The sequence below is a fragment of the Vogesella sp. genome (assembly GCF_046297735.1).
Lineage (GTDB): Bacteria > Pseudomonadota > Gammaproteobacteria > Burkholderiales > Chromobacteriaceae > Vogesella > Vogesella urethralis.
Genome location: NZ_JBKBHK010000022.1, coordinates 18,806 through 36,260, shown reverse-complemented (window position 1 = coordinate 36,260; position 17,455 = coordinate 18,806). Strand labels below are relative to the sequence as shown.

Annotated in this window: 19 protein-coding genes; 2 read left to right on the top strand and 17 right to left on the bottom strand. The window is 59.5% G+C overall.

The genetic code is table 11. The features are described 5' to 3' along the window. Positions 1 to 93, top strand: coding sequence for an integrase core domain-containing protein (locus tag ACK4FZ_RS16680; protein ID WP_409821557.1), 93 nt, complete (start codon positions 1 to 3; stop codon positions 91 to 93). A gap of 61 nt (positions 94 to 154) precedes the next feature. Here the strand turns inward: ACK4FZ_RS16680 and ACK4FZ_RS16675 are convergent, their stop codons facing one another. From ACK4FZ_RS16675 to mnmG, 17 genes are all read right to left on the bottom strand, one after another. Then, positions 155 to 658, bottom strand: coding sequence for a hypothetical protein (locus ACK4FZ_RS16675; RefSeq protein WP_409822890.1), 504 nt, complete (start codon positions 656 to 658; stop codon positions 155 to 157). A 263-nt stretch (positions 659 to 921) separates the two neighbouring features. Then, the gene (gene glmS, locus ACK4FZ_RS16670) at positions 922 to 2,751 is read right to left on the bottom strand and encodes a glutamine--fructose-6-phosphate transaminase (isomerizing) (RefSeq protein WP_409822887.1); all 1,830 of its coding nucleotides are present in this window, start codon (positions 2,749 to 2,751) and stop codon (positions 922 to 924) included. Positions 2,752 to 2,773: 22 nt separating this feature from the next. Beyond that, entirely contained in the window at positions 2,774 to 3,547 is a 774-nt protein-coding gene (locus ACK4FZ_RS16665) for a DeoR/GlpR family DNA-binding transcription regulator (protein ID WP_409822884.1), read from the bottom strand. Between the two features lie 114 nt (positions 3,548 to 3,661). Then, positions 3,662 to 5,026 carry a bifunctional UDP-N-acetylglucosamine diphosphorylase/glucosamine-1-phosphate N-acetyltransferase GlmU gene (glmU, locus tag ACK4FZ_RS16660; RefSeq protein WP_409822881.1) on the bottom strand — a complete coding sequence of 455 codons (1,365 nt, stop codon included), beginning with the start codon at positions 5,024 to 5,026 and terminating at the stop codon, positions 3,662 to 3,664. Positions 5,027 to 5,137: 111 nt separating this feature from the next. Beyond that, the gene (locus tag ACK4FZ_RS16655) at positions 5,138 to 5,560 is read right to left on the bottom strand and encodes a F0F1 ATP synthase subunit epsilon (protein WP_144373860.1); all 423 of its coding nucleotides are present in this window, start codon (positions 5,558 to 5,560) and stop codon (positions 5,138 to 5,140) included. A 15-nt stretch (positions 5,561 to 5,575) separates the two neighbouring features. Then, complete coding sequence (gene atpD / locus ACK4FZ_RS16650) at positions 5,576 to 6,970, bottom strand: F0F1 ATP synthase subunit beta (protein ID WP_144373859.1); 1,395 nt, start codon at positions 6,968 to 6,970, stop codon at positions 5,576 to 5,578. 42 nt (positions 6,971 to 7,012) lie between these two features. After that, entirely contained in the window at positions 7,013 to 7,879 is an 867-nt protein-coding gene (gene atpG, locus ACK4FZ_RS16645) for a F0F1 ATP synthase subunit gamma (protein ID WP_409822877.1), read from the bottom strand. 43 nt (positions 7,880 to 7,922) lie between these two features. Next, positions 7,923 to 9,464: a F0F1 ATP synthase subunit alpha gene (gene atpA, locus ACK4FZ_RS16640; RefSeq protein ID WP_144373857.1), complete on the bottom strand. Its 1,542-nt coding sequence runs from the start codon at positions 9,462 to 9,464 to the stop codon at positions 7,923 to 7,925. An 8-nt stretch (positions 9,465 to 9,472) separates the two neighbouring features. Then, the gene (locus ACK4FZ_RS16635; protein ID WP_144373856.1) at positions 9,473 to 10,009 is read right to left on the bottom strand and encodes a F0F1 ATP synthase subunit delta; all 537 of its coding nucleotides are present in this window, start codon (positions 10,007 to 10,009) and stop codon (positions 9,473 to 9,475) included. Between the two features lie 7 nt (positions 10,010 to 10,016). Then, on the bottom strand, positions 10,017 to 10,487 hold the full coding sequence (locus tag ACK4FZ_RS16630; protein ID WP_144373855.1) for a F0F1 ATP synthase subunit B: 471 nt from the start codon (positions 10,485 to 10,487) through the stop codon (positions 10,017 to 10,019). Positions 10,488 to 10,537: 50 nt separating this feature from the next. Beyond that, positions 10,538 to 10,825, bottom strand: a complete 288-nt coding sequence (gene atpE / locus ACK4FZ_RS16625) for a F0F1 ATP synthase subunit C (protein ID WP_026108060.1) — start codon at positions 10,823 to 10,825, stop codon at positions 10,538 to 10,540. Positions 10,826 to 10,888: 63 nt separating this feature from the next. Continuing rightward, on the bottom strand, positions 10,889 to 11,701 hold the full coding sequence (gene atpB / locus ACK4FZ_RS16620; RefSeq protein ID WP_409822872.1) for a F0F1 ATP synthase subunit A: 813 nt from the start codon (positions 11,699 to 11,701) through the stop codon (positions 10,889 to 10,891). Positions 11,702 to 11,710: 9 nt separating this feature from the next. Beyond that, on the bottom strand, positions 11,711 to 12,073 hold the full coding sequence (locus ACK4FZ_RS16615; protein WP_409822869.1) for an ATP synthase subunit I: 363 nt from the start codon (positions 12,071 to 12,073) through the stop codon (positions 11,711 to 11,713). Between the two features lie 91 nt (positions 12,074 to 12,164). Then, positions 12,165 to 13,025, bottom strand: a complete 861-nt coding sequence (locus ACK4FZ_RS16610) for a ParB/RepB/Spo0J family partition protein (protein ID WP_409822866.1) — start codon at positions 13,023 to 13,025, stop codon at positions 12,165 to 12,167. Between the two features lies 1 nt (position 13,026). Then, positions 13,027 to 13,818 carry a ParA family protein gene (locus ACK4FZ_RS16605; RefSeq protein WP_409822863.1) on the bottom strand — a complete coding sequence of 264 codons (792 nt, stop codon included), beginning with the start codon at positions 13,816 to 13,818 and terminating at the stop codon, positions 13,027 to 13,029. Further along, positions 13,815 to 14,444, bottom strand: coding sequence for a 16S rRNA (guanine(527)-N(7))-methyltransferase RsmG (gene rsmG / locus ACK4FZ_RS16600; protein WP_409822861.1), 630 nt, complete (start codon positions 14,442 to 14,444; stop codon positions 13,815 to 13,817). The genes ACK4FZ_RS16605 and rsmG overlap by 4 nt, the downstream gene beginning before the upstream one ends. A gap of 105 nt (positions 14,445 to 14,549) precedes the next feature. Then, a complete protein-coding gene (gene mnmG, locus ACK4FZ_RS16595; protein WP_144373849.1) occupies positions 14,550 to 16,442 on the bottom strand; it encodes a tRNA uridine-5-carboxymethylaminomethyl(34) synthesis enzyme MnmG in 1,893 nt (630 codons plus the stop codon). 198 nt (positions 16,443 to 16,640) lie between these two features. Between mnmG and ACK4FZ_RS16590 the strand changes: the two genes are divergently transcribed. After that, positions 16,641 to 17,390, top strand: a complete 750-nt coding sequence (locus tag ACK4FZ_RS16590; protein WP_144373848.1) for a GNAT family N-acetyltransferase — start codon at positions 16,641 to 16,643, stop codon at positions 17,388 to 17,390. Positions 17,391 to 17,455: the final 65 nt, after the last annotated feature.

Here is a 17,455-nt window from a genome sequence, read left to right as displayed (position 1 = left end):
ATTGCCGACTGGATCGGGTTCTACAACCACCGGCGCCCGCACCAAGCTTTGGGGATGAAGACGCCGGCGATGGCGTATCAATTAGTAGCCTGATCTGTGCAGAAAGGGCTGGGTCATTACAGTGGTGGGCACGGTCAGTGGGCCTTTGCCCACCCTACTTGCTAATTCTCCTCTTCATCTCAGAAGGAATGGCGAATATAGCAATTATCATTATATAGAATGCTACATTGGTGATTATGCCAAAAAAAACAAAAGAAATAACACCACGCCTAATGGCTTCGCAATTGCCATCCACATCCACGACCACAAATGGATAAAATACCACAAAGAATAAAGAAAATATTAGAATTACCAGTAACTGCACAATTGGCATTTTTGCATAGCCAGCAAAGCCGTCATTAACGATTGATCGCCAATTAGTCATTAAGAAATAAAATGAGATCGCAACATTTAGTAAAAGCGATATATTTTTTATCCAATAAATAGAGAAATTAAAAAATCCATTTACGCCATTGCTACAATAGAACACATTGTCCGTTTTAATCTCTGGGTTGTATATGAATATTAGAAAAGAAACAGCCATGAGAAATGCAGATATGTATATGATTAGCATCAACCACTTTTTAGCACCAAAATCGATTGAAGTTTCCGTTGCCATAAATGTATTTCCCAGTTAGTTATTTAAACTGTAGCCCGGATAAGCCAACGGCGCATCCGGGGTTGATGATTTTGGCGCTGTCACTTTCGGCCAACCTTGGATAACCTGCTATTCCCCGGATGCGGCTGCGCCTTATCCGGGCCCGCTAGAAACGTCAATACCATATGTGGCAACAGGTAATGACGGCAGCAGCAGGCATGAAAAAAGGGGCCCAAGGCCCCTTTGCTGTTGGTGCGCCAGCGTGGTGCTGCCTGCGGCCAACCTTATTCCACGGTGACCGATTTGGCCAGGTTGCGCGGTTTGTCCACGTCGGTGCCACGCGCCAGGGCGACGTGGTAAGCCAGGATCTGTACCGGGATGGCGTGCACGATGGGGCTGAGCACGCCCACATGGCGCGGGGTGCGGATGACGTGTACGCCGTCGGAATCGACAAAGTGGCTGTCGGCGTCGGCAAACACGAACAGTTCGCCGCCACGGGCGCGTACTTCCTGCATGTTGGATTTCACTTTTTCCAGCAGCACGTCGTTGGGGGCAATCACCACTACCGGCATGTTTTCGTCCACCAGCGCTAGCGGGCCGTGCTTCAGTTCGCCGGCCGGGTAGGCTTCGGCATGGATGTAAGAAATTTCCTTCAGCTTCAGCGCGCCTTCCAGCGCGATGGGGTAATGCAGGCCACGGCCGAGGAACAGCGCGTCGTTCTTGGCGGCAAACTGGCTGCTCCAGGCTTTGATCTGCGGCTCCAGGTTCAGTGCGTGCTGCACGCTGCCCGGCAGGTGGCGCAACTCGTCCAGGTACTGTGCCTCTTGCTCGGCACTGACGCGGCCGCGTACCTTGCCCAGCGTAACCGCCAGCGCAAACAGGCTGACCAGCTGGGTGGTGAAGGCCTTGGTGGAGGCCACGCCGATTTCGGCGCCGGCGCGGGTGTAGAACACCAGTTCGGACGCGCGCGGGATGGCGGATTCGCGTACGTTGCAGATAGACAGCGCGTACTGGTGGCCCAGGCTCTTGGCGTATTTCAGCGCTTCCATGGTGTCCAGCGTTTCGCCGGACTGCGAGATGGTCACCACCAGGTGGTTCGGGTCGGCGTAGGCGTCGCGGTAGCGGTATTCGCTGGCGATTTCCACGTCGCACACCACGCCGGCGATGCTTTCGATCCAGTATTTGGCGGTGAGGCCGGCGTAGTAGCTGGTGCCGCAGGCCAGGATCTTCACGCCGCTCAGTTGCGGCAGCACGTTGGCCGCAGCCGGGCCGAACAGCTCGGGGACGAAGCCGTCGTCCAGCACCACTTCGATGGTGTCGGACAGCGCTTTCGGCTGTTCGTGGATTTCTTTCTGCATGAAGTGGCTGTACGGGCCCAGTTCCAGCGAGGCCAGCGACACGTCGGACACGTGCACTTTGCGTTCTACCGGCTGGTCGTCCTTGTCGATCAGTTTCACGCTGCTACGGGTGAGATGGCCGATGTCGCCTTCTTCCAGGAAGATGACGCGACGGGTGGCCGACAGTACGGCGGAAACGTCGGAGGCGATGAAGTTTTCGCCTTCGCCCAGGCCCACCAGCAGCGGGCAGCCCATGCGCGCGCACACCAGTTCGTCGGGGCGGTCCAGCGCGAGGACGCCGATGGCGTAGGCGCCGGTCAGCTCGCGGGTGGCGCGGTGTACGGCACGGAACAGGTCTTTTTCTGCCACGTAGTACTGGTGTACCAGGTGGGCGATCACTTCGGTGTCGGTCTGCGATTCAAAGGTGTAGCCGGCGGCTTTGAGGGCTTCGCGCTTTTCTTCGTGGTTTTCGATGATACCGTTGTGCACCACGGCGATCAGGCCGTGCGACACGTGCGGGTGGGCGTTGTACTCGGTAACGCCGCCGTGGGTGGCCCAGCGGGTGTGACCGATGCCGAGCTGGCCTTCTACCTGCTCGGCCAGCGCTGCGGCTTCCATTTCGGCCACGCGGCCAACACGGCGCACGCGGGTAATATCGTTACCCATGTGCACGGCAATGCCGGACGAGTCATAACCACGGTATTCCAGGCGCTTCAGGCCTTCTACCAGTACCGGAACGATATTGCGCTGGGCGATGCCCCCGACGATGCCGCACATGCTGCGTCTCCTTGAATCAAGTTCAGTCTGCTACCGGGGCGCAGATCACGGTAATGCCCCGGGCTTCTATCTGGGCCCTGGCGTCGTCGGCCAGGGCGTCGTCTGTTACCAGCGTATGGATGCTGCTCCAGGGCAGCTCCAGATTGGGAATACGCCGGCCGATTTTTTCCGATTCCACCATCACGATCACTTCGCGAGCCACGTCGGCCATCACCCGCGACAACCCCACCAGCTCGTTGAAGGTGGTGGTGCCGCGTGCCAGATCGATGCCGTCGGCACCGATAAACAGCTGGTCGAAGTCGTACGAACGCAGCACCTGCTCGGCAATCTGGCCCTGAAACGACTCGGAATGCGGGTCCCAGGTGCCGCCGGTCATCAGCAGCGTGGGCTCGTTTTCCAGCTCGCGCAGCGCACCGGCCACGTTCAGCGAATTGGTCATTACCACCAGGCCGCGCTTGCTGCCCAGCAGCGGAATCATGCTGCGGGTGGTGGTGCCGCTGTCGATGATGACGCGGTTGTGATCGCGCAGCCGGTTGGCCGCCGCGCGCGCGATCGCCATCTTTCGTACCGAAACCTGTTGCGAGTCGGGTTCGGCCACCATTTCGCTGGGCAAGGACACCGCACCGCCGTAGCGACGCAGCAACAGGCCGCCGGTTTCCAGCAGCGCCAGGTCTTTGCGGATGGTGACTTCCGAGGTGGCAAAGCGCTGCGTCAACTCGTCGACGCTGACTTCACCCCGCTCTTGCACCAGCGCCACAATCGCGTGACGGCGCTGCTGCGTGTTTCTTTTGGTCATGCATCTATCTTTCGTTTCGAAAGTTTCGCGATGCTATCGCGAAAGATTCCGGCTGACAAGTTGTAATTGGCATGAAAAAACCCCGCCGCAGCGGGGTGGTGGATTAGGGCTCACTTATTTGAGCTTTTGCGGGCGCTGCCAGCCGGCCACGGTAAGCTGTTTGGCGCGCGCCACGGTCAGTTGGCCGGCCGGGGCGGTCTTGGTCACAACCGAACCGGCGCCAATGGTGGCGCCCTCTTCCAGTGTTACCGGGGCCACCATCAGGGTGCCGGAGCCAACAAACACGTTGTCGCCGATGACGGTCTTGAACTTGTTGACGCCGTCGTAGTTGCAGGTCACCGAACCGGCGCCCACGTTCACCTTGCTGCCGATCTGGGCGTCGCCGATGTAGGTGAGGTGGTTAACCTTGGAGCCTTCGCCCACGGTGGCTTTCTTGATCTCGACAAAGTTGCCCACGTGCACGTGTGCGGCCAACTCTGCGCCCGGGCGCAGGCGGGCGTACGGCCCGATGCGGCAGCCTTCGCCCACCACGGCGTCTGCTAGGTGCGAGTACGGCGCAATGCGGGTGCCAGCGGCAACCTGCACGTTTTTCAGCACGCAGTAGGCGCCGATCTCGACGTTATCGCCCAGGGTAACTTGGCCTTCGAACACGCAGCCGACGTCGATGCTGACGTCCATGCCATGCTGCAGTTGGCCGCGGATATCGATGCGCGCCGGGTCGGCCAGCATCACGCCGGCGGTCAGCAGCGCACGCGCCTGGTTCAGCTGCAGCTGGCGTTCCAGCTCGGCCAGTTGCACCTTGTTGTTGACGCCGGCGGCTTCCCAGCTGGCGCCCACGGTGACGCCCGGCACGGCCAGGCCGTTGCGCACCGCCAGCTCGATCACGTCGGTCAGGTAGTACTCGCCCTGCGCATTGCCGTTGCGCAGCTCGCCCAGCCAGCCTTCCAGCTTGTCGTTGGGAAGCACCATCATGCCGGTGTTGATTTCGCGGATGGCTTTCTGCTCGGCATTGCAGTCTTTATCTTCGACGATGGCCACGATTTCGCCGGCCGCGTTACGTACGATGCGGCCGTAGCCACTGGCGTCGGCCAGCACGTCGGTCAGCAGGCTGATGCCTTGCTGTGCCGCAGCCAGCAGCTGTTGCAGGGTCTCCAGCGTAGTCAACGGCACGTCGCCGTATAGCACCAGGGTGCGGCCAACCTTAGGCAGGTGCGGCAGCGCCATCTTCAGTGCGTGGCCGGTGCCCAGCTGCTCGGCTTGCAGCGCCCACTCCACGTCGGCATCGGTGATGCGCTCGCGCACCAGGTCGCCACCGTGGCCGTATACCACCACCAGTTTGCCAGGGTTCAGCTGGCGGGCGGTGTCGATGACGCGGGCCAGCATGGCTTGGCCGCCGATGGGGTGCAGCACCTTGGGTAGGGCCGAGTACATACGCTTGCCCTTGCCGGCCGCCAGAATGACTACGCTTAGAGATTCCATAAAATTTGACCAGAGATTCGTGCAGGTAAGCCCGAATTATGCCATTAAAAAGCAAATAAAAAGGCCGCCACTTTCGTGGCAGCCTTTTGTTTTCAACACACCGTCGTGTGCTTAGTGCACGCGCTTGCGGAGGTATTCCAGCGCCTTGAGCTGGGCAATGGCGGCAGCCAGCGCTGCGTGGGCCTTTGCCGTGTCCAGGTCGTCGGTAGCGTGCTTGAGGGCATCCTCGGCAGCACGTTTGGCCTCGTTGGCGCGAGCTTCATCCAGATCCTCACCGCGGATCGCCGTATCAGCCAGAACGGTGATGTGGGTCGGTTGCACTTCCATCATGCCACCGGACACCGCCACCAGAACCTCGTCCTTGGAACCCGGCACTGTCAGACGCAGTACGCCGGGGTTGATACGGGTCAGAAGCGGCACGTGACGCGGGTAGACACCGATCTCGCCTTCCGCTGCCGGAGCCACGAGGAACTCCGCTTCGCCAGCGTAAATCTGCTGTTCGGTGCTGACCACTTCCACATGCATCTTGGCCATGAGCCGTCTCCTTGATTACAGGGTCTTGGCTTTGTCGGCAGCTTCTTCGATACCGCCAACCATGTAGAACGCCTGTTCCGGCAGGTGGTCGTATTCGCCGCTGAGAATCGCCTTGAAGCCCTTGATCGTTTCCTTCAGCGGAACGTATTTGCCCGGGGAACCGGTAAATACTTCAGCTACGTGGAACGGCTGGGACAGGAAGCGCTGGATCTTACGCGCGCGGTATACAACGAGTTTGTCTTCTTCAGACAGCTCGTCCATACCCAGAATCGCGATGATGTCACGCAGTTCCTTGTACTTCTGCAGCGTGGTCTGCACACCGCGGGCTACGCTGTAGTGCTCGTCGCCTACTACCAGCGGGTCCAGCTGGCGGGAGGTGGAGTCCAGCGGATCCACGGCCGGGTAGATACCCAGCGAGGCGATATCACGCGACAGAACCACGGTTGCATCCAAGTGAGCAAAGGTGGTAGCCGGGGACGGGTCAGTCAAGTCATCCGCAGGTACGTATACGGCCTGGATGGAGGTAATGGAACCATCACGGGTGGACGTAATACGCTCTTGCAGACGGCCCATCTCTTCTGCCAGGGTCGGCTGGTAACCTACTGCGGACGGCATACGGCCCAGCAGTGCGGATACTTCGGTACCGGCCAGAGTGTAGCGGTAGATGTTATCCACGAAGAACAGAACGTCACGGCCTTTGCCGTTGGCGTCTTTCTCGTCGCGGAAGTGCTCGGCCATGGTCAGACCGGTCAGCGCTACGCGCAGACGGTTACCCGGCGGCTCGTTCATCTGGCCGTAAACCATGGCAACTTTATCCAGAACGTTCGACTCTTTCATCTCGTGATAGAAGTCGTTACCTTCACGGGTACGTTCACCAACACCTGCGAATACGGACAGACCGGAGTGTGCCTTCGCGATGTTGTTGATCAGTTCCATCATGTTTACGGTCTTGCCCACACCGGCACCACCGAACAGACCAACCTTACCACCCTTGGCAAACGGACACAGCAGGTCAATAACCTTGATGCCAGTTTCCAGCAGTTCGGTGGCGGAGGACAGTTCGTCAAACTTCGGCGCAGCCTGGTGAATGGCGCGAACGTGTTCGGAAGCTACCGGGCCGGCTTCGTCAACCGGGTTGCCCAGTACGTCCATGATACGACCCAGAGTGGCAGCGCCAACCGGTACCGAAATCGGTGCGCCGGTATTGGTAATCGCCATGCCACGCTTCAGGCCGTCAGAGCTACCCATAGCAATGGTACGCACCACGCCGTCGCCCAGCTGTTGCTGAACTTCAAGCGTCAGATCTGCGTCAACCAGCTTCAGGGCATCATAAACCTTTGGCATGGCGTCGCGCGGGAATTCCACGTCAACTACCGGGCCAATGATTTGTACGATTTTGCCTTGGCTCATTATCGGTTCCTAACTCAATAAACTTTTACAGTCCTGCGACGGTTAAACCGCTGCGGCACCGGCCACGATCTCGGACAGCTCTTTGGTAATCGCTGCCTGACGCGACTTGTTGTACACAAGACGCAGCTGCTTGATGGCGTTACCTGCGTTATCGGTTGCGGCCTTCATCGCCACCATACGGGCGGCTTGTTCGGAAGCCATGTTCTCGGCTACCGCTTGGTACACAACAGATTCGAGGTAACGCTTGACCAGGAACTCCATGACGTTGGAAGCACTCGGCTCGTACACGTAATCCCACGAATGGGCGTGTTCTACCACCATGTGTTCTTCGGTCAGCGGCAGCAGCTGTTCCAGCGCCGGCTCCTGTTTCATCGTATTGATGAAGCGGGAGTACACGATGTAAACCGCATCCAGTTCGCCTTCAGCGTACTTGTTCAGCAGTACTGTAAGCGGGCCGATCAGTTTTTCCATCTTGGGCACGTCGCCCAGATGAACCGCACTTGCCACCACGTTAATCTTGGTACGCTGGCATGCTGCCAGGCCTTTTTGGCCCAGGGCGCAGGCTTCCACTTGGACGCCTTGCGTTTGCAGCTCGTTGACCTTGGCGTAAAAGCGCTTCAGCACGTTGGCGTTCAAGCCACCGCACAGGCCTTTATCCGAGGTCACCACGATAATGCCGGCGCGCTTGATTTCGCTGCGACGGGCAAGCAGTGGGTGCTCCAGATCCGTATTGGCCGAAGCCAGGTGCGCCATGACAGCACGCACCTTGTCGGCGTAAGGACGGGCAGCGCGCATACGCTCTTGCGTTTTGCGCATCTTGGAGGTCGACACCATTTGCATAGCGCGGGTGATCTTCTGCGTGTTCTGCACGCTTCGGATCTTGGTGAGAATCTCTTTACCGACTGCCATATCCTGAACCTTTCTTTAACTCGAGGTATCCGAAAGACTCAGATTAGAAGCTGTAGCCAGCCTTGAACGATTCGATCGCCTTGGCCAGTACTTTTTCGTTGTCGGCAGACAGATCACCAGAAGCGTCGGTCGCAGTCAGTACGTCGGCGTGATTAGCGCGAACGTAAGCCAGGAAAGCAGCTTCGAAAGCCAGAGCTTTCTTGACCGGTACGTCTTCGTAGTAACCCTTGTTCACGGACCACAGGGTCAGCGCCATTTCGGCGGTAGACAGGGTCGAGAACTGTTTCTGCTTCATCAGCTCGGTAACCACTTCACCGTGTTGCAGCTGCTTGCGGGTCGCCTCGTCCAGATCGGAAGCAAACTGCGAGAACGCAGCCAGTTCGCGGTACTGGGCCAGAGCCAGACGGATACCACCGCCCAGTTTCTTGATGACCTTGGTTTGCGCAGCGCCACCCACGCGGGATACCGAAATACCTGCGTTAATAGCAGGACGGATACCAGCGTTGAACAGGTCGGTTTCCAGGAAGATCTGACCGTCGGTAATGGAAATTACGTTGGTCGGAACGAAAGCGGAAACGTCACCAGCTTGGGTTTCGATGATCGGCAGGGCGGTCAGCGAGCCGGTTTTACCTTTCACGGCGCCACCAGTCAGCTTTTCTACTTCATCCGCGTTGATGCGGGAAGCGCGCTCCAGCAGACGGGAGTGCAGGTAGAATACGTCGCCCGGGTAAGCTTCGCGGCCCGGCGGGCGGCGCAGCAGCAGGGAGATCTGACGGTAAGCAACGGCCTGTTTGGACAGGTCATCGTATACGATCAGCGCATCTTCACCGATGTCGCGGAAGTATTCGCCCATAGCGCAGCCGGAGTACGGTGCGATGAACTGCAGTGCGGCAGCTTCGGAAGCGGTAGCAGCAACCACAATGGTGTGACCCATTGCGCCGTGCTCTTCCAGTTTGCGCACTACGTTGGCGATGGAGGACGCTTTCTGACCTACGGCTACGTAGATACAAATAACGCCGGTGCCTTTCTGGTTCACGATGGCATCCAGTGCCACGGCGGTTTTACCAGTCTGACGGTCGCCAATGATCAGTTCACGCTGGCCGCGGCCAACCGGTACCATGGAGTCGATCGACTTCAGGCCGGTTTGCATCGGTTGCGATACGGATTGACGGGCAATTACGCCCGGAGCAATCTTTTCGATCGGGGAAGCAGCGGACGCATTGATCGGGCCTTTGCCATCGATCGGCTGACCCAGCGCGTTTACCACGCGGCCAACCAGTTCGCGACCTACCGGCACTTCCAGAATGCGGCCGGTGCACTTCACTTCCTGACCTTCGGAGATGTGCTCGTACTCGCCCAGGATCACGGCACCTACGGAGTCACGCTCCAGGTTCATGGCCAGGCCAAAGGTGTTGCCCGAGAACTCGAGCATTTCACCCTGCATCACGTCTGTCAGGCCGTGGATACGAACGATACCGTCGGTTACGGAGATCACAGTACCTTTGGTACGGGTCTCGGCACCTTCAGCCAGGTTCTGAATCTTCGCCTTGATCAGATCGCTGATTTCAGAGGGGTTCAACTGCATGATCTCTCCTAATTCTTGAGGCTGGCTGCCATTGCCTGCAGCTTGCCGCTCACCGACGCGTCGATCACGTCGTCACCCACCAGTACTCGCACGCCACCGATCAGCTCGGGGACTACACGCACTTCAATCCGTACGGTCTTGCCGTATTTCTTGGTAAGCGTGGCGATCAGGTCGGCTTGCTGGGCGTCGTCCAGGGTGTAGGCGGACTCGACTACTGCGTCCAGTACACCTTCTGCACGGGCCTTGAGGGCTTCAAACTGTTCGGCAATCTGCGGCAGCAGCGTCAGACGACGGTTTTCGATAAGGGTAACGATGAATTTCTTCACGTCATCGTTGGCCTTGTCGCCCAGTACGTCCACAAACAACGCCTCAATCTCTTGAGCGGTATGTTTCGGGTTGGTGACGACTTGCGCCACGTCCGGGTTCGCCACCATGGCAGCCAGCCACGCGAGCGCGTCAGACCACTTGGCTTGAGACTGCTGCTCGGTGGCAAGGCTGTATACCGCTTCGGCATAGGGCCTTGCTACGGTAATGAGTTCTGCCATGAGTTAATTAAAACTCCGCTTTGATGGAGGCTAACAGATCAGCGTGCTTGGCAGCGTCGATCTCTTTGCGCAGGATCTTCTCTGCGCCGGCTACGGCCAGGCCAGCTACCTGCTCGCGCAGGGCTTCCTTGGCACGCAACACTTCCTGATCGATCTGGGATTTGGCTTCGGCTACCAGCTTGGCACCTTCGGTGCGAGCGGCGTCCTTGGCTTCTTCCACGATCTGGTTGGCGCGCTTTTCAGCGGCCAGGATCAGCTCGGTAGCTTGTTGTTTGGCCTGACGAAGTTCGTCAGCAACACGCTTTTCAGCTGCTTCCAGATCCTGCTTGCCACGTTCTGCAGCGGCCAAGCCATCAGCAATACGCTTGGCACGCTCTTCCATCATGTTGGTAAGCGGAGGCCAAACAAACTTCATGGTGAACCATACCAGGATAGCGAAGGTGATCGCCTGGCCCAGTAGTGTTACGTTGAATTCCACGCTTGTTTTCCTCCAGTGTGGTTACGACAACAACCGTTTTCGCTTAAAAATTAAGCGCCAGCTTTCAGGGCAGCCAGAGCTGCAGACAGGAACGGGTTGTTGAAGGTGTACAGCATAGCTACACCCACACCGATCATGGAGATGGCGTCCAGCAGACCAGCGATAATGAACAGCTTGGTTTGCAGAACCGGGATCAGTTCCGGCTGGCGAGCGGAGGACTCCAGGAACTTGCCACCCAGAATGGCGAAGCCCAGAGCGGTACCGATAGCGCCAAGGCCAATGATCAGAGCTGCAGCCAGAGCGGTCATCGACTGGATCTGAGAAACGAGAGCTTCCATTTAAATCTCCTAAAGACTAATGCAAGGATGGTTTGAGAAAAGGTACGAAAAAACTTTTTAAAATCAGTGCTTCTCTACTGCCAGGCTCAGGTACACGATGGTCAGCATCATGAACACAAAGGCTTGCAGCGTGATAACCAGAATGTGGAAGATGGCCCACGGTGCACCCAGCAGCCATTGCACACCCCACGGCAGCAGCGCGATCAGGATGAAGATCAGCTCGCCGGAGTACATGTTACCGAACAGACGCAGAGACAGCGAAATCGGCTTGGCCAGCAGCTCCACCATTTGCAGCGCAAAGTTGGCCGGTGCCAGCAGGATGGTACCAACCGGGCCACTAGCGTGGAACGGGGCAGTAAACAATTCCTTGATCCAGCCACCCAGGCCCTTGGCAGAGATGGAGAAGCCGATGATGCAGATCAGTACCGAAATGGACAAGCCGAAGGTGATGTTAACGTCGGCAGACGGCACCACACGGAAATAAACATGATGCGGATCGGCACCAAAGAAAGTGTAACCAATCCACTGGGCAGCCATCGGAATCAGGTCAACCGGCAGCAAGTCCATCGCGTTCATCAGGAACACCCAGCAGAAGATGGTGAGTGCCAGCGGTGCAATGACTTTGCTTTTGGCGTGGAAGATTTCTTTGACCTGGGTGTCGACCATCTCGACGATGGATTCGACAAACAGCTGCAACTTGCCGGGGTTTTCCAGTTTGGCGTTACGGGCCACGTAGGAGAACACAGCAGCAAAGATGAAGCCCAGGATCAGCGACACGGAAAAACTGTCGATATGCAAGCCGCCGAAGCCGCCGTCATGCGAAGAGTTCCAGAATGTCAGGTGGTGCTTGATGTAATCAGTTGCGTTACTTGCCATCGCTCTATCTCAATTTTTAATCAGAAGCCCGAACCAGTAAGCGGAAGTGGCAGCAATATAACCGCCAAACAGACCCGCTACTGACAAATCCTTGAAAAAAGCGAGAGCACCACCAAATAACAAAAGGGTCAGCACAAACTTGACCGCTTCTGCCTTGTAATGCGCCCGCATCAATTCTGCAGGTGAAACCCTTTGCACCGAACCCGCGATGCGTACATAGGCCAGTGCCGGCAAGATGGCACACAAGCCGCCTATCAGTGCCGAGATCGGTACGTTGATTGTCGCGCCAGCAACCAGCAAGCTGATCACCACGGCTAGCAGGGTTAGCCTCACCTGCAGTCGAATTACGCGTTTTGCGTCCGGATTACTCATGTACGGCACTTAAAAAATCGGTCGATTATAGGCTTGGCCTGACGAAAGCGTCAACTTCACTCAACGTATCTGGATATTACCCGCCAAACGCTCAGCCGTTTGATTTTGCTTGCAGTTTTTCCAGCAGTCCATCCAGCTCGTCCAGACTTGCATAATCGATGATCAGCTTGCCCTTACCCTTATTGCCGTGACGGAAGCTGACCGTCATGCCCAGCCTGTCTGACAGCAGGTTAGCCAGGCGATCGATGTCAGCATCTTTCGCCTGGGCAGCCGCCGCTTTGCGGCCAACCTTGGGCTGCGCGAGCGCCTGCACCCGCTGCTCGACATCACGTACTGACAGTTGTTCCGCTACTACAGCCTGAGCCAGCTGCATCTGCTCCAGCACAGGCAGTGGCAAGAGCGCGCGGGCGTGGCCCATCTCCAATTTACCCTGATGGAGCATCTGCTGTAACGGCTCAGGCAAGGCCAGCAGACGCAGCAGGTTGCTGATGGCGCTGCGCGAGCGGCCCAGTGCTTCGGCCGCTGCTTCATGGGTCAGGCCGAATTCTTCGATCAGGCGCTTGATGCCGCGCGCTTCTTCCAGCGGGTCCAGTTGCTGGCGCTGAATGTTCTCGATCAAGCCCATCGCCAACGCCGATTGGTCGGCTACGCTGCGCACCACGGCCGGAATCTCGGCCAAGCCCGCCAGCTGGCTGGCGCGCCAGCGACGTTCGCCGGCGATCAGTTCGTAATCACCCAGACCGATCTCGCGCACCACCACAGGCTGGATCAGGCCTTGCGACTTGATGGATGCGGCCAACTCGGCCAGCGCGGCTTCGTCCATATGGCTGCGTGGCTGGTAACGGCCAGGGCGGATGCTGCCGACCGGCAGCGTAGTCAGGCGTTCGTTGTCTGCCTCGACGGTGGAGAGGAGCGCGTCCAGGCCGCGCCCGAGTCCTTTGAGTTTGGCCATGTTATTGCTCGGTACTTGCAGTTTGCGATTCCAGACGGCCGATCAATTCGGCAGCCAGGGTCAGGTAGGCTTGCGAGCCTCGGGCGGTACGGTCGTAGATGATGCCGGGCAGGCCGTGGCTGGGCGCTTCGGCCAGGCGGATATTGCGTGGCACCACGGTATCGAATACCTTGCCGCCAAAGTGGCGCGCCAGCTGCTCGGACACCTGCTGCGACAGGTTGCTACGCGCGTCGAACATGGTGCGCAGCAGGCCCATGATCTCGATGCGCGGGTTCACCGCTGCGCGCACCTTGCGCAAGGTATTTACCAGGTCGGTCAGCCCTTCCAGCGCGTAGTACTCGCACACCATCGGAATCAGCACGCCCTGCGCGGCCACCAGGCCGTTCAAGGTGAGCAGGTTCAGCGACGGCGGGCTGTCGATCAGCACGTAGTCGTACTCGCCAGACACCAGCTCCAGCGCGTTTTTCAGGCGGGCTTCGCGCGCCAGCTCCTGCACCAGTTCGATCTCGGCGGCCGACAGGTCGCGGTTGGCCGGCAACACATCATAGCCGCCTTCTTTCGCCGGCTGGCGCACTTCCTCAATGCTGTGTTCGCCCATCAGCACGTGGTAGACCGAGTGCTGCAGCGTGGTCTTGTCGATGCCGCTGCCCATGGTGGCATTGCCTTGCGGGTCGAGGTCGACAATAAGTACCCGCCTCCCCTGCTCTACCAGACCGGCCGCCAGGTTGACCACGGTGGTGGTCTTGCCGACGCCGCCCTTCTGGTTGGCTACCGCAATGATGCGCGCTGTCATTTGGCGACCACGCGCACCAGGTGACGCTGCTCGGCGTCCAGCCCGGGCACATCCAGTTTCTTCACTTCCGCGACGGCAAAGTCGGACGGCAGCTGGGCGATTTCCTCGAACGGGTACACACCCTTCATGGCGACAAACTGGCCGCCGTCAGCCAGCAAGTGGCGCGACAGTTTGACGAACTCGGCCAGCTCGGAGAAAGCACGGCTGGTGATGCGGTCAAATTTCTCGGCCGGCTGGTAGGCTTCTACGCGGTCGGTGATCACTTCCACATTATCCAGTTTCAGCTCGATGACCGCCTGGCGCAGGAAAGTGGTTTTCTTGTGGTTGGCGTCCAGCACCACCACCTTCATGTCCGGGCGGGCGATGGCGGTGGGGATGCCGGGCATGCCGCCACCGGAACCCACGTCCAGCAAGCGGCTACCGCCGTCCAGCTGCGGCACCAGGGTCAGGCTGTCCAGCAGGTGGTAGCTCACCATGCGGTCCATGTCGCGGATGGCGGTGAGGTTGTAAGTCTGGTTCCACTTGGCCAGCAGGCCCAGGTAGCCTTCCAGCAGGTCGATCTGGGCATCGGTCAGCGCCAGGCCGATGGCGGCCAGGCCTTGGGTGAGTTCAGCGCGGTGCGTCATGATGATGGCGATAGGAATTGAGTAAACTGCCCTGATTGTAACGGGTATCAAAAACAAATGCGCCCCGAAGTGGCAACTCCGGAGCGCAGTGCAGCAAAAACCGGATCAGGCGTCCTGGCGCGCTTCGCTGAAACCGCGTTTCAGGTGCACCAGCAACAAGGCCACCGCCGCCGGGGTAATACCCTGGATACGCGAGGCCTGGCCCAGCGTTTCCGGACGGTGCTGATTGAGCTTTTGCGACACTTCCTTGGACAGCCCCTTCACCAGCGCATAATCGATATCACCCGGCAGCTTCACGTCGTCCAGCTGCTCCAGGCGCGCTACTTCTTCGTTCTGGCGATCAATATAGCCCTGGTACTTGATCTGGATTTCCACCTGCTCGGCCACGATGTCGTCGGCGACGCCCTCCCCTGCCAGCGACAGTTTCATCAGCTCGCGGTAGGGCACGTTGGGGCGGCGCAGCAGGTCGGCCAGCGTGTATTCGCGGCTGAGCTTCTGGCCGACAATGGCTTCGTCTTCACCCGGCTGCAGCTTGCCCGGCTGTACCCAGGTGCTGGCCAGACGCTGCTTCTCGGCCTCTACCGCGTCGCGCTTGCGGCAGAACGCGTCCCACTGTGCATCACCGATCAGGCCCAGCTTGCGGCCAACCTCGGTCAGGCGCAGGTCGGCGTTGTCTTCGCGCAGCTGCAGGCGGAACTCGGCGCGGCTGGTAAACATGCGGTACGGCTCGGACACGCCCAGCGTGGTGAGGTCGTCCACCAGCACGCCCAGGTAGGCTTCGTCACGGCGCGGGCACCAGCCGTCTTGTTCGCGGGCGTACAAGCCGGCGTTCAGGCCGGCCAGCAGGCCCTGGGCAGCGGCTTCTTCATAACCGGTGGTGCCATTGATCTGCCCGGCAAAGAACAGGCCCTGGATGGCCTTGGTTTCCAGCGTGGTTTTCAGGCCGCGCGGGTCGAAGTAGTCGTACTCGATGGCGTAGCCGGGGCGCAGGATGTGCGCGTTTTCCAGACCACGGATCGAGCGCACCGCCGCCAGCTGGATGTCGAATGGCAGACTGGTGGAGATGCCGTTGGGGTAGTACTCGTGCGTGGTTAGACCTTCCGGCTCCAGGAAAATCTGGTGGCTTTCCTTGTCGGCAAAGCGGTTGATCTTGTCTTCGATGGACGGGCAGTAGCGCGGGCCCACACCTTCGATGACGCCGGTAAACATCGGGCTGCGGTCAAAGCCGCTGCGGATGATGTCGTGGGTTTGCTGGTTGGTGTGGGTGATCCAGCACGGCAGCTGCTTGGGGTGCAGGGCGCGGCTGCCACGATAGGAGAACACCGGCTCCGGCGTATCGCCCGGCTGCGCTTCCATCACCGAAAAGTCGATGGTGCGGCCATCAATACGCGGCGGGGTACCGGTTTTCAGGCGGCCAACCGGCAGGCTGAGCTCGCGCAGGCGTTCGCCCAGCGTGGATGCAGCCTGGTCGCCGGCGCGGCCACCGGTGTAATTTTCCAGCCCCACGTGGATCTTGCCGGACAGAAAGGTACCGGCAGTCAGCACCACGGTCTTGGCGCGGAAGGTAATGCCGATGGCGGTAATGGCGCCGGCGACGCGGTCGCCATCCATCAGCAGGTCGTCTACCGGCTGCTGGAACAGCGTGAGGTTGGGCTGGTTTTCCAGCATCTCGCGGATGGCCGCCTTGTACAGAATGCGGTCGGCCTGGGCGCGGGTGGCACGCACCGCGGGGCCTTTGCTGGCATTCAGGGTGCGGAACTGGATGCCGCCGATATCGGTGGCCAGTGCCATGGCACCGCCCAGCGCGTCGACCTCTTTCACCAGATGACCTTTGCCGATGCCACCAATGGACGGGTTGCACGACATCTGGCCCAGGGTTTCGATGTTGTGCGTAAGCAGCAGGGTCTGGCAGCCCATGCGCGCCGCGGCCAGCGCGGCCTCGGTTCCGGCGTGGCCACCGCCCACGACGATGACGTCAAAGGTAGTCGGGTAGATCATAGGTCTTTCGCGAAAAGATCGGTCAAACAAAACCGGGTATTGTACGTTAAAACGCCGATTTTGTAAGTTGTTGATTTTAATGACCCTGGCTGTCACGCGGATTTCAAACAGCCGTCATGTTAGCGCCACCGCAGCGTCACGCTGCTGTCAACGCAGCTGCCTAGCATCGACGCACCCACACCGTTTCCGGAGCGTACGATGCAGCAAGGTCTCGACACCGCCCAACTGGCACCCGCCGCCAAACTCAGTGTCCGCGTCGCCCACAGTGCCCGCGACATCCGCCGCGCACAGAAGCTGCGTTACCAGGTGTTTGCCAAGGAAATGGGCGCCCAGCTGGCCTCGGCCGAAGACGGCATCGACCGTGACGAGTACGACCCGTACTGCGACCACCTGATCGTGGAAGACAACCAGACCGGCAAACTGGTCGGCACCTACCGCATGCTGCCACCGCACAAGGCACGGCAGCTGCCCAGCCTGTATTCGGAACACGAATTCGACCTGAGCCGGCTGGCCGGCATCCGCGACGGCATCATCGAGATCGGCCGCTCTTGCGTGCACAAGGATTACCGCCGCGGCGCCGTCATCGCCCTGCTGTGGGCCGGGCTGGCCGATTATGTGCGCCAGCAAGGTGGCCGTTATCTGGCCGGCTGCGCCAGCGTCAGCCTGGCGGACGGCGGCCATCAGGCCGTCAGCTTGTACCGCATGCTGGAACACAAGCACCTGTGCCCGGCCGAATGGCGCGTCACCCCGCACCTGGCGCTGCCGCTGGGCGAAGTGCAGGACGACACCCAGGTGCCGGTACCGCCGCTGATCAAGGGCTACCTGCGCGCCGGCGCCTGGGTATGCGGCGAGCCGGCATGGGACCCGGACTTCAACTGCGCCGACTTCTTCATGCTGTTGCCGATGAACAGGCTGGACCTGCGTCATCAGCGTCACTTCGCGGGCTGACCTCTCCCGGCCCGTCCCGCCCAAGGTTGGCCGCAAGCCGCTGCGGCCAACCTTTCGCTACAATC